This is a genomic window from Flexithrix dorotheae DSM 6795, assembly GCF_000379765.1.
Lineage (GTDB): Bacteria > Bacteroidota > Bacteroidia > Cytophagales > Flammeovirgaceae > Flexithrix > Flexithrix dorotheae.
In genome coordinates, this window is the sequence record NZ_KB903443.1 from 238,146 (window position 1) to 251,037 (window position 12,892).

11 protein-coding genes are annotated in these 12,892 nt (G+C 36.7%); 5 read left to right on the forward strand and 6 right to left on the reverse strand.

Annotated features, from left to right (window positions below; genetic code table 11):
* The first annotated feature begins 313 nt into the window (after nt 1–313).
* A complete protein-coding gene (locus A3EM_RS0116550) occupies nt 314–1,567 on the forward strand; it encodes a T9SS type A sorting domain-containing protein (RefSeq protein WP_020529346.1) in 1,254 nt (417 codons plus the stop codon).
* Nucleotides 1,568–1,741: 174 nt separating this feature from the next.
* Here A3EM_RS0116550 and A3EM_RS42655 read toward each other — a convergent pair whose 3' ends face one another.
* Nucleotides 1,742–3,190 carry a sulfatase-like hydrolase/transferase gene (locus A3EM_RS42655; RefSeq protein WP_020529348.1) on the reverse strand — a complete coding sequence of 483 codons (1,449 nt, stop codon included), beginning with the start codon at nt 3,188–3,190 and terminating at the stop codon, nt 1,742–1,744.
* Between the two features lie 32 nt (nt 3,191–3,222).
* On the reverse strand, nt 3,223–3,708 hold the full coding sequence (locus A3EM_RS0116565) for a hypothetical protein (RefSeq protein WP_020529349.1): 486 nt from the start codon (nt 3,706–3,708) through the stop codon (nt 3,223–3,225).
* Between the two features lie 252 nt (nt 3,709–3,960).
* Between A3EM_RS0116565 and A3EM_RS0116570 the strand changes: the two genes are divergently transcribed.
* From A3EM_RS0116570 to A3EM_RS0116585, 4 genes are all read left to right on the forward strand, one after another.
* The gene (locus A3EM_RS0116570; protein WP_020529350.1) at nt 3,961–4,596 is read left to right on the forward strand and encodes a hypothetical protein; all 636 of its coding nucleotides are present in this window, start codon (nt 3,961–3,963) and stop codon (nt 4,594–4,596) included.
* A gap of 136 nt (nt 4,597–4,732) precedes the next feature.
* Nucleotides 4,733–7,072 carry a tetratricopeptide repeat protein gene (locus A3EM_RS0116575; RefSeq protein WP_020529351.1) on the forward strand — a complete coding sequence of 780 codons (2,340 nt, stop codon included), beginning with the start codon at nt 4,733–4,735 and terminating at the stop codon, nt 7,070–7,072.
* A 379-nt stretch (nt 7,073–7,451) separates the two neighbouring features.
* Nucleotides 7,452–8,432, forward strand: coding sequence for an NAD(P)-dependent alcohol dehydrogenase (locus A3EM_RS0116580; RefSeq protein ID WP_044238795.1), 981 nt, complete (start codon nt 7,452–7,454; stop codon nt 8,430–8,432).
* Between the two features lie 20 nt (nt 8,433–8,452).
* Nucleotides 8,453–9,154 carry a DUF4386 domain-containing protein gene (locus tag A3EM_RS0116585; protein WP_020529353.1) on the forward strand — a complete coding sequence of 234 codons (702 nt, stop codon included), beginning with the start codon at nt 8,453–8,455 and terminating at the stop codon, nt 9,152–9,154.
* 141 nt (nt 9,155–9,295) lie between these two features.
* Here A3EM_RS0116585 and A3EM_RS0116590 read toward each other — a convergent pair whose 3' ends face one another.
* From A3EM_RS0116590 to A3EM_RS0116610, 4 genes are all read right to left on the reverse strand, one after another.
* On the reverse strand, nt 9,296–10,150 hold the full coding sequence (locus A3EM_RS0116590; protein ID WP_020529354.1) for a phosphodiester glycosidase family protein: 855 nt from the start codon (nt 10,148–10,150) through the stop codon (nt 9,296–9,298).
* 402 nt (nt 10,151–10,552) lie between these two features.
* Nucleotides 10,553–10,744, reverse strand: a complete 192-nt coding sequence (locus A3EM_RS0116600; RefSeq protein WP_020529356.1) for a hypothetical protein — start codon at nt 10,742–10,744, stop codon at nt 10,553–10,555.
* Entirely contained in the window at nt 10,741–12,135 is a 1,395-nt protein-coding gene (locus A3EM_RS0116605; protein WP_020529357.1) for a radical SAM protein, read from the reverse strand. The genes A3EM_RS0116600 and A3EM_RS0116605 overlap by 4 nt, the downstream gene beginning before the upstream one ends.
* Nucleotides 12,125–12,868 carry a prolipoprotein diacylglyceryl transferase gene (locus tag A3EM_RS0116610; protein ID WP_020529358.1) on the reverse strand — a complete coding sequence of 248 codons (744 nt, stop codon included), beginning with the start codon at nt 12,866–12,868 and terminating at the stop codon, nt 12,125–12,127. The genes A3EM_RS0116605 and A3EM_RS0116610 overlap by 11 nt, the downstream gene beginning before the upstream one ends.
* Between the last annotated feature and the right edge of the window lie 24 nt (nt 12,869–12,892).

Below are 12,892 nucleotides of genomic sequence, written 5' to 3' on the forward strand. Positions count from 1 at the left end.
CAATGATAACAGAGTTTAAACAAGATTTAACAAATGTAACTAAACCTTATTTATCATTAGAAAAATCCTAGAAATTTTAAAATTCATCACATTTTAATGCTTAAACTTTCCATAATTCTGAATTCTTACTCCAGCTCAGGCCCTGTACAAAAAGGATGAAAAGCTCAATTATTCCAGAAAATTTGATTGAAAAACCGCCATATTAAGAAAGTATTAACGCTTATTGAATCACATTAACTAAATCCATAGGCCGGAAAATATATAAATAAAATCACACTTTCCGTTAAATCCTTACATCAGAAATAAAACCGCTATGAAAAAAAGAATACTATCCAGAATAATTATTAGCCTGTCTTTATTTTGTGGAGTTGCCTTCAACCTCTTTGGGCAATTTACTTCCTCTCAAACTGGTGATTGGGAAGATTGCGAAACCTGGGGCTTTGGAGGAGGATGTACATCAACCATTGGAGTCACTTTTCCAGACTCCTTGGATAATGTAACTATTTCTGCAGGACATACAGTTACAATTAATACACATTACTCTACCAAGCCAAAGGATTATGGAGTCAGTACCAATGTAAATGGAAATAACAGTAACACCTATTTACATACTGGAAATATTACTGTAAATGGAAGCTTAACTACAGATAATTTAGCCGCAATGATTACCGGAACAGTAATCGTTTCAGGGGATTTAAATATTGATGGAGATTTTTTTACTACCGGGATCTTAAACATTGAATCATCGGCTACCAATTTTTCTGTATCGGATGATTTTATACTTTCCGGATCAAGTGAAACCAATATTGATATGGATGCCGAGACAGCAGATGATATTTACCTGGATGGCCCGAACTCACTACTTTGCGGGTCGGATACTTTAGATTTACAGAATGGGAATAGTTCAAAAATTCAGGAATTTAACGGAGCAGACAGAGATAACCAGATTTGTTCGACCATTGTTATAACGGGATGTGACATTTGTCCTTTTTCCGGTTCAGGAATATTTGTGCTCCCTATAGAATTGCTGTACTTCAAAGGATTTAAGAATAAGGATAATATTGAAATTGAGTGGGCTACTACCCAGGAAATTAATAATGATTATTTTACTATAGAAAGGTCTTTTGATGGAAAAAACTGGGAGACTTTAAATATGGTAGCAGGAAAAGGGAATAGCCACGAATTAGTAAAATACAATGTAATTGATGCAAATCCGGGCAGTCCTTTAAACTATTACAGACTAAAACACACTGATTTGGATGGGGGAACATTTTTCTCAGAAATCATATGTGTACATTTTAACCAAAGTATTTTATCCACCCTTTTGGTATATCCCAACCCTACCAATGGTGAAATTAATTTAACTGGCTTACCCTCAGCGGAAAATGTTTTATCGATTCAATTAACAAAACTTTCCGGAGAAGTAGTATTCGCCACAAATCCCAATCAATTATCTGGTAGCATCTTTAAATTAGATTTAAATAATTTTAATTTGAGAAAAGGAATCTACCTCATTAACATCATTACCAAACAGGAAATATTAAAAGAGAAAATTATATATGAATAATCCAATAAATAAACAGGAAGCACAGGTATTGGCAGAAAACTTCACCTTTTTTGTCAATACCTGTTTTTTCTTCAGATAAACCTTTTGATATCCCTTATTTTCCAGGATTTTAATATCAATCTCCAAGTAATTTTTAGTCACCGGAAATAATCTCCCTCCTCCATAGAAACAACATTAATTATCCTGGGAAACTCTTTTATACTTCACCCAATCCGTTTTCACCTTCAGTGTACCTTCGGGCTCAGGAAGTTTGTCCCAGTGATATCCTTTGCTTTGGATTTCCTTTAGCTTTTCGTTTACTACCTGTTTGTAAAAAGCTGAATTTGGGTGGGATGAAATGATATTTTGATCTTGTCCCTGATCATTGGCTAGATCATATAATTCATAATCAAGTAATTCCATTTCCTTAATATATGCCATATCAGGTTTGGAAAAGCGATGAGCTTTTGGAATAGTATCCTGATCTTTACCAAGCACCATTACCTGATCCATTCTTACAGCAATTTCCGGGGAGGTTCTGTAAAAATACCAAAATAAGGGATTCTCCCGCTCGAACGCTTTTCCATTCAGCAAACCTAAAATACTTGTGCCGTCCAGCTCTCCATCTTCAAAAGGTGAGATTTGTAAAATATCGCAAAGAGTGGGCATTATATCCACAAAGCCAGCGGCTTCACTAATCAAACCTTTAGCCGAAAAGCCCGACCAGTGAAAAATTCCGGGAACCCGTATTCCGCCATCATAAACATAACTTTTTACCGCTCTCAAGTCTCCATTAGAGGCTTGCCTGTAAGAACCATTATCAGAACTAAATATCACGATGGTATTTTCAAGCAACTGGTGATCAGTAAGATAGCTTATTACCCTACCCACAGCCAAATCCAGATTTTCAATATTTGCCAGGTATTCTGCATCTTTTTGAGGGAAATCCCCATATTTTTCTACCAATTCCGGAGGTGAAGCAACTTTCGCATGTGGTTCATGAAAGGCCAGGTACATAAAAAAAGGATCTTCGTCTTTTCGATAATTTTCAAACCAACTTACAGCCTCATCGGCTAATATCTGACAGGAATACCCTTGCTGTTCAGGAAGCCTTTCCCCATTGCGTACAAAATTTACCGGATTGAGATGAGAGGGTTGTGCATTATTTTCAGTTCCTAAAGAATAATCAAAACCCTGATCTATAGGTTGCGGATGATTTAATAAAGTATCCTGAGGCAAACATCCCAAATGCCATTTTCCAATATGAGCTGTGCGATATCCCTGATTTTTCAACACTTCAGCTATGGTAACTTCCTCATCTCTTAAATGAATAGGATGGCCTGGCGGACGGTAATTGTACATCCCTACAATTGCAGGACTTTTCCCCGTAAGCAAACCCGTTCTGGAAGGAGAACAATTTGGAGCAGCTGCATAAAAATCAGTAAATTGAATACCATTTTTTGCCAGTTTATTGAGGTTAGGGGTGTTGGAAAAACCTTCGTAACATCCCAAATCACCATATCCCATATCATCAGCCACTATTAATAAAATATTGGGTTTTACTTTAACCTGTTCGGCAGTCTCCCTTGCACAACTTATTAAAAGAGAGGCCAGCAGTAAAAAGGCATAAAAATTTAAGTGCATTAGCAGTTCGATTGAGTTTAGTAATTTCAAGTTTAAGTTTGGTAATTCACGGACTCCACAGAGCCATCTTTAAAAGTAATGGAAATAGTCGCATTTCTATCAGGAGGGTCGATGGAAACAGAAGTACCATCAGGTAAATCTATTCTAAAATCAAGCACTTCTTTGGCTTTCTGTTTAGGCCTCATTTTGGAGACCATCCACTTTACAAATTCTGTAGCAGATTCTTCAATTACTTTTTCGGCAAATTTTTCTGCAATAAATTTAATCCCGGGAACAATGACATAATTAAAAGTAGCTGAACCCGCAATTCCAAGCAAAATTTCCACATATTCATATGGACTAGTATCATCAGTAGTGCCCCAATCCGAAACTTTTACATTATTTTCGTTATCCAAAACTTCATGTAAAGCCTTTTTCCTTTTCAGGTGCAATGCCAGTTCTTTTTCGCCATCATTACCGGTTGGAACCAGGTCCGTATCAAACCTTCTGTAAACGCCAATTCGAAATGTATTTTCCATTGTTTTAATTCAGGTAAATTATCTTAAAGCTAAAACAAATATTCAAGATGTGAAAGCAGGCAAGTGGTTAGCCGGAAATAACAATCTTATAATTTGTCACCTAGAGTAGAACTTTGGTACTTATTGTAGGATTTTAGTAGACCCGAGATTAATCCAAAAGAAAAAAGCTATCACTATCAAAGGTACTTACCTATAATAATATTTGTAAAAACAAGATATTACCCTTATCTTATTTCAAAAAAAAAAGAAAGCATGAAATCACCATTCATTTTTATTCTAAGCCTTTGGTTAACAATTTCTTGTAAAGATGGTAATCAAGCGCCTGTTCATACTTCCTTCGATCTTAAATTTGAAGCAGATACTTTAATGATTCGTTTGCTCTCTACAGATTTTACAGATTGTAATAAGCTGAATTCAGAATTGGAGCAGGTGTATCAAAGAGATCAATATTATAGGGGTAAATTGCATTCCGGGTTAAAATTAACTGCACAACAAAAGGATTTTTACAGAAAAAAAATGAGTAAAAATGATCCTTATAATGAAAAAATAATTTCCTATATCCTACAGGAAGTAGGATGGAATAATAGCTGTAATTTAAGTAAAAAATCTCATGAAGCGATTTGGCTAGTAATCGATCACAGCTCTAACCTGAAGTTTAAGGCATTCAGTCTTCCATTTATACATTCTGCCTTTAAAGATCAACTTATTTCCCCGGAAATTTATGCCTTTCTGATTGATGAAATTTATGTGCGTATTGGAAGAAAACAGCAATATGGAATGCATCCGGTTAATTATCCGGATGGTAGAAAAATTTATCCTGAAAGAATAAGCCTGAGTATTGAGGAAATAAATCATAACCGAAGCTCCATTGGGCTTTCAAAATTGTAAATCTAAATTCTCCTTCCATAGTTCTCCCCTTTCCATAATTTCACTATTTTTAACCATCATTCATTTTCCTCTATTTTTTTAGAGGGATTGATGGTTTTATTTTTGAAAAAAAGAAACGCTTTGTTGCCTAAAAGCTATGGAAGATAAAAAAACGCGTCAACTTGCAGCTGTAATGTTTACCGATATTGTGGGATATACGGCCATTATGCAGCAGGATGAATCCAGAGCTCTAAGGGTGCGGAAAAAACACCGGTCAGTCTTCCAAAAACAACATGAATTACACCATGGAAAAATCATTCAGTATTATGGAGATGGTACTTTAAGTGTATTTAAAAGTGCCATTGAAGCTACAAATTGCGCCATTGCCATTCAGCAGTTATTGCAGGCCGATGATATTAATGGTATTCCCTTGCGAATAGGACTACACCTAGGAGACATTATTTACAGCGAAACTGAAGTTTATGGGGACGGGGTAAATGTTGCTTCACGAATTGAAAGTATGGGTATTTCTGGCTCCATACTTATTTCAGGAAAAGTAAACGAAGAACTAAAAAATCAGCCTTCAATTACTACCATTGCTCTGGGAAATTTCGAATTCAAAAATGTATCTGCCCCAATAGAAGTTTTCGCCATTAGCAATGATGGCATAAAAATCCCCAAAAATTCCCAGCTAAAAGGGAAGCAGCAACAAAGTGGAAAAACCATTGCCGTTTTGCCCTTTGCCAATATGAGTGCCAGTCAGGAAAATGAATTTTTCTGTGACGGCATTACCGAAGAAATTATCAATGCACTGGCAAAAATTAAGCAACTGAAAGTTACTTCTCGTACCTCCTCTTTCTTTTTTAAAAACAAGAATTTTCCCATTACCCAGATTGGCAAGGAACTGAATGTATCCACCATTTTGGAAGGAAGTGTGCGAATTGCAGGAAAGATGATCAGGATTACCGCCCAATTGATTCAGGCGGAAGATGATTTCCACTTCTGGTCGGAAACATGGGACAGGAAACTGGAAAATATTTTTGAAATTCAGGATGAAATAAGCCTTGCCATTGCCGATAAACTTCGGGAACAATTCGGCCATTTTGAGATTCAGAACCATCTGGTTGAAAAACAGACGGAAAATTTTGACGCATACGAATTATCCCTAAAAGCCAAATTTCATTTTAATAAATGGAATGCTGAAGATGTACAAATCGCCATTCCACTTTATGAAAAAGCGCTGGAACTAGACCCCAACCATACCGCCTCATTGGTAGGCGCTGCCGATTGTTACAGTTTTATGGCTACTACTGGTTTTTTACCTCTTGAAGAAGCCTGGAGCAAATCCTATGACCTTACCAACAGGGCTTTGAATATAAATCCGGAATTACCCGGTGGATTGTATCAGTTGGCTAATTATTCCTTTTTTATTTTATGTGATTATGCCGCCGCTTTAAAACTGACTTTACAAGTTTTGGAATTAAAATCCAATTATGTGGATGCCCGTCAGTTTCTTTCATTTTTATACATTATTGCAGGGAAAAAGGACGCAGCAGAAAAACAGCTGGAAATTGCGCTGGGTATTGACCCTCTATCCCCAGAGACCCTATTTTTTAATGCCTATTTTCATTACATGACAGAAGATTATGAAAAATCCCTGGAACTTTTGGATAAATGTCTGGCTCAGAATGAAAAAAATATTCCTGCACATTCCATAAAATGTTATTGTTTATTAAAGCTTGGTCAATACGATGAAGCACTTCATTATTATGAAAAAGTGCCTGAGGAAATCGTTGTTCAGGGAGATAAATTAGGAATAACGGCATTGGCTTATGCTTTTAAAAAAGACGCAGCAAATACAAAAAAATACCTTGAAATATTATTGCAAAAAGCAGCAAAGCCAGAAGGCTTTAGGGAACAATCCTTTTTATTTCTAATGTATGGGATTACCAGCAATTTTGACAAGGCTTTTGAATGGATTAAAGAGGCTTTGGAAAATAAGGCTTCCTTTCTTCTTTTTCATTTTGCAGACCCGATGGTCGATCCCATAAAAAATGATCCGAGGTATCAACACTTCCAGGGTCTGATTTTTGGTGAAAACTTCCCCAGGGAAAAAAAAGGAACCAAAAAACCTTTACTGGATAAGAGAACCACTCATGAATATTCCGAACGGTTAATTTCACATATCAAAGAGCATGAACCCTACCTTGATCCTAATTTGTCATTACGAAGTTTAGCACGGCAAATTAATCTCCATCCAAACCAACTCTCATGGTTGCTCAATGAAAGCCTGGGTAAAAACTTTAGTGAATTTATTAATTATTATCGGGTGGAAAAATTTAAGGCATTGTCTCAGGACCCGGAAAAAAACCACATCACACTGATTGGACTGGCCTACGAAAGCGGTTTCAATTCCAAAACTGTTTTCAATACCTATTTCAAAAAAGAAACCGGGCTAACTCCTAAACAATATCTAAAGCTTCAAGAGAAAAAATAATCTGTTTTTTAATTCAATATTCATTATCCTTGTTTATAACATGGATGGGTAAAATAGGCGATTGTAATGCCAGCCTTGCAGAAAATCACAAAATTTCCTTTATGGTGATTCTAAAATTCAGATAAAGTTAAGTCTCTGTAGAGTCTGCATTTTCGCAAACCTGCGTCTTTGAAGCTTGATTGACGCAAAGTCTCTGAGGAAGACCTTGCTGAGACAAATACGGCTCAACTTTTAAAACCTTTCCCTTTCTTCCTATTCGTCCATTCTCAATTTGTTCGGATTTATAATCGCGAACGCTTTACCCCTTTGTCCCTCCTACCTTTGAATCATATTAGTATCACAACCAAAGGAAAATATGACAAACTATAAAGGTTTAAAAATGAAATCAGTTTTTTGCTCAAAATATGGTTCCCCTCATGTTCTTCAGCTCAGAGAAGTAAATAAACCAGTTCCCAAGCCCAATGAAATCCTGGTTAAAGTGCATGCTGCTTCGGTCACTGCTGCAGATACAATGATCCGGAAAGGAAGTCCATATTTTGGCAGGTTATTCCTTGGATTAATGAAACCCAAAAACCCAGTACCAGGAACAGGATTTTCCGGGGTGGTAGAATCACTGGGAGAGGATGTTAAACAATTTCTGGAAGGAGATGAAGTATTTGGAGAGATAGTTTTAAGTGTAGGTACAAATGCAGAATACGTATGTATACCCGAAGATGGACTTGTGGCCAGGAAACCTAAAAACATATCCCACAAGGAAGCCGCACCAGTCTGTGATGGGGCTTTAACTTCGATTAATTTTCTAAAAGAACTGGCTAAAATTGAAAAAGGTCAACATGTATTGATCATTGGCGCCTCTGGAAGTTTGGGAACTGCTGCTGTACAATTGGCTAAACATTTTGGAGCAAAAGTTACCGGAGTTTGCAGCACTTCTAATAAGGCTTTAGTGAAGGCACTGGGCGCAGATCAGGTAATTGATTACACCAAAGAAGATTATACAAAATCCAATCAGCAATACGATATTGTTTACGATACAGTAGGAAAAAGTTCATTTCCGAATTGTAAAAACATACTGAACAACGATGGTATTTATATTTCACCGGTACTCAACCTTCAATTGCTTTTCCAAATGCTGGTCAGCCCCAAAAAGGGCAAAAAAGCAAAGTTTGATGCCACAGGATTAAAATCAATTCCGGAATTAAAAATCATGTTATCAGAACTGCAGAAGCTTTTGGAAAACGGAAAACTAACTACGGTAATTGACAAATCATATTCTTTAGAGGAAATTGTTTCGGCCCATGAATATGTGGACACCGGCCGTAAAAAAGGCAACATCGTACTTGATATCCATTCCCAAAATTAACCAACCTTAAATCCATAAAAATGAATTTTTCCACAATTCCCAAGCAGATGGACTCCAGAATTGCCGGAGTTCTCTATTTGCTAATTGCGATATTTAGCGGCTTTAGTATGGGATATCTTCCTAATCTCATTATCGCTACCGGAGATGCAGTAACTACTGCACAAAATCTACAGACCTATTCCGGAATTTTCAGAGTGGGTTTTGCAGCCGATATTCTGGTGATTTTACTGGAAATCATGCTTACCGTCATCCTTTATTTCATATTAAAAAAAGTTCACCCAAAAATAGCCCTTATGGCACTTTTAAGCAGGTTTGCTATGGCTGTAATTATGGGTGTCAATTTGCTTAATTACCTCATTCCAATGGCTCTATTAGACAACCCGACCTATTTAGAGGTTTTTCATTCAGATCAATTGCAGGCTCTGGCTTTGTTATTTTTGGAAGCTCATCAATTTGTAGTTTTAATCTGGGGTTTATTTTTTGGAATTCACTTGGCTCTCCTTGGATTTTTGGTTTTTAAATCCGGGTTTTACCCCAAAATTTTAGGTATTTTATTAATCATCGGAAGCTTCGGATATACCACTGAAAGCATAGGAAAATTCACCTTGCCCGGAAACGAAATTTTTGAAATGCTAGCCATGGTATTGTTAGGATTTGCCGTTATCGGAGAATTGTCATTTGCCTTCTGGTTGTTGATAAAGGGGGCGAAGCAAGCGGTATGAATAATACCTTTCCCTATTCGACTGTTGTAAAGTCGAATCATTATCGCAGGATTTGTAAATCCGATTACAAAAGTCGGATTATAAATCCTGCGATAGAACTTCGGGATTGCAAATCCCGATAAGCCTGCCAAATTTTAAATTTTACCTCACCACCAAAATATTCGCCACACTTCTTTCCCCCTGGTGGTCGAATTTTTTATTGTCTGAAGGTTTATTCACTACTCCTGAAGATGCTGAGGAAACCCACATGGTGGTAGAGCCTCCACCATCCAGATTGATGGCTTCTTTACATCCCAATGAATTTAAAAGGGCAGTTAATTCAGGCAATGACATTCCTGCGGCTTCTTCAGCCCGACCATCCACTGTAATCAGCAAAACTTTATGCTTGTTGACAATACCCAGACAAGTTCTGGGATGTCTGTTATTTGAAAAGGCATTTTCCGGAAGAATAGCATTTTCCCCATTTTCCATCAACAAACACCCTGTTACCAATACATCATCCATTTTGGGATTGGAAGTATAGGACTCGTAATTTCCGATTTTACTCACATCCACCTTTCCATTTTTCATGATGAATAATGCACCATTTAAAATTTCAGATTTTTTCCATTTGGTAGAATCAGTGGACGGTAATTTTCCATCAATTTTCAGGTAACCTACTGCACCACCGTTTTTGATATCGAAAAACCCTGCATTTATTGCAGCCAATGCATTTGACTTTGAGGCCAATTCGCTTGTCGGTTGGTTTTTAGTAGGGTCATATACCACGGTCAATTCCCTTTTATTAAGGTTTATTTCTAAAATATTAATATTTTGCGGAGCATTAAAAACGGTAGTATGAGCCTGTTTCCAGACAAGTCCGTTGGCTACGGTTTTAGTATTCCAGGAAACAGCATCTAATGATATTTCCTGCGCCAAAAGCACGTTTGAAGCTAATAATAGGAAAAGAAATGGAAGTGTAATTTTAAATTTTAATGAAGTTGTTTGTAATTGCATACTTTGAATTTTTATGAGTGTTGTTATTGAAATTCAAAGGTAATGAAATTGGGAAATGAATAGAGCTTATCACTTACCTTACTTTATATAAATGCTATGCGACTTTTGCAAAGTCGAATCACCATCATAGGATTTGCAATCCGAATTAAAAATCCTACGATAGAACTTCGGGATTTGCAATCCCGAAGAGCAAACCAGAAAAGTCAATTAAAAAAACTATAACAAGCTCCTGACCCTATTAACAAGTACACTGTTCCCCAAATTAAATACACTTTTACTCCTTTCTCTTTATTTAGAAACCTGTCCCAACTTAAATATAGTAAAATCAGCCCTGGACTATAAAAAATCAAAATGCCTATAAGTATTAATTCATATGCCATAATCCCAAATAAATCCAATTCTCTACAACGAAAAACAAATCCCTATGCCAACCAAAAAATATAAAGCACCTAAAATAAAATAGACTTTTGCATCTTTTTTCTTCTTCACCAACCTTCTCCAACCGATGAGGAGTAATATAATTCCCGGACTGTACATCACTACCAGGGCAAAAATTATCATTGGCAGCAGCCCGTCCATTTCAAGTAGTATCATAGATTTTCCTCCTGTAATTTTTTTAAATATTCCTTTTTATCGTCCCGGTAAAACAAATTCATGGTTTCAAATGGAATGATTTTATTGTCTTTGTTCACAATATGCACACAGGATTTTTTAATTGCCCTTACATCAAAATTATAGGCATCCACAAATTGCATGATGATTATCCTGAATAAATTCTCATAACCTAAGGTAGGGGCTTTTACAAAAGGCAGGCAACACAAAATCTGATGCAGATTTTTGCTGGCCACTTCCACTGAATTTCCTGTACTAAATAAATCCAGCATTTTCCCATGCAAAGCCTCATCCTGTTCATAAACTATTGTATTTTTTCCATTATCCAGTAAATCTGCAGGGTTTACGTATCTGGTTAAAGGCACCACCTTTCCTCCCAATTTTAACGCATAACCCATCACAAGAGCGTCCGGATTACAGGGTACAGGGATCAGGTCATCTTCATTAAAAATATCGGTTTGTTCCAGTATTTTCCTACGGACTTCTGTAAGCGTAATTCTGTCTGTCTGGCTATTAAAATTATCCAGTCTTCCGGCAATTTGGGTAGGTTGCAGTGTAACTCCACGAACACATTTCTGTTTTAATGCAAAGTCAATGGTTTGCCCAATTTCATCGTCATTCAGATGTTTTTGCAGGGTAACTACCAGCGTGGTAGATAAATTTAATTTATTTAAATGCGCCAAAGCTTTTTCTCTAATTCCAAGTAAGTTCGCTCCACGCATGGTTTCCAAAACATCTTTTTTAAAGGAATCAAATTGCAAATAGATTTCAAAATCAGGGGAATAGGCAGCAAGTTTTTTTGCATATTCAAAATCCCGGGCAATCTTTATCCCATTGGTATTGAGCATGATATGCTTTATGGGTAAAGACTTCGCATAGTCTAAAATTTCAAAAAGCTGTGGATGTAAGGTGGGTTCTCCCCCACTGATTTGTACCACATCGGGCTCTTTCTCATTTTCAACCACTACATCCAGCATTTGCTTTACTTCCTCTAAAGTTCTGTGCCGGCCGTAGGATGGAGATGAACCTGCATAACAGGTTGGGCAGGTCAGGTTGCATCGGTCTGTGATTTCCACCACTGTGAGGCAGGAATGTTGTTCGTGATCCGGGCAAAGCCCACAATCGTAAGGACAGCCATAATCCGTTTTGGTATTGAACTTATAAGGCGTTTCCGAAGGTTTGTTGTAGTTTCTGATGTTTTTATAATATTCCAAATCATCGGCAATCAACACTTTTGAAGTACCGTGTTCTTTACAGCGTTTCAGCATGAAAACATTCCCATCTTCAAATACGATTTTGGCATCAATCCTTTTGAGGCATTCCGGGCATAGGCTTAAGGTATAATCGTAATAAGTATATTTTCTAGTAGGCATGCCTAAGGAATTTAAATACTGTTTTTCTGTAATATAGGAAACATATTATACAAAGCCATTGGATACTACTCAATCCCAATATAAAAAATACATTTGGTTTTAGGAACTCAATAAGAAATCGAAATCCAAAATAAAAAAGCATGAAAACCTGGAATAAATAGCCATTTTCCAATTTCTTCAGTTTTTTTAATTTCAAACACATTAAGAATAAAAACACTAAAAATATAAGCTCATATAATGCCACAGGATGCCTTAACAAACCATCACCCAAATCCATTCCCATAAAAAAGGCCGTTGGTTTTCCATAAGTAAACTCATTTGTGCCCGAAAGAAAACAACCAATTCTCCCAATAAAAATCCCTAATATTATTGGAAGTGTAAATAGATCTCCTGAAGACTGTTTTTCCCCAATAATAGATTTGGCAATTTCCACCCCCAGTAAACCACCAAACAAGCCCCCCATTATCGTTTTCACATTAAGCAATTGCATCAGGTTTTCAGGGGAATAAGAAAAGACCGGGTTTTCCAGAAAACCCATCAACCTGGAGCCAACCAATGCCCCCAAAGCTGCTCCCAATATAATAGATAACCTATTTCCAGAAGAAATTTTATCCTTTTCCCTGCCTCTCAGAAAAACATAATACCTAAATGCAATGAAAAATGCCAGATACTCCAGAATAAGGTGAAGATTAATATTTATCCCGGCAAATTCCGGTTCGAAAGGGATTTTCAATTTGAAAAATGGCTTTGATCAAAA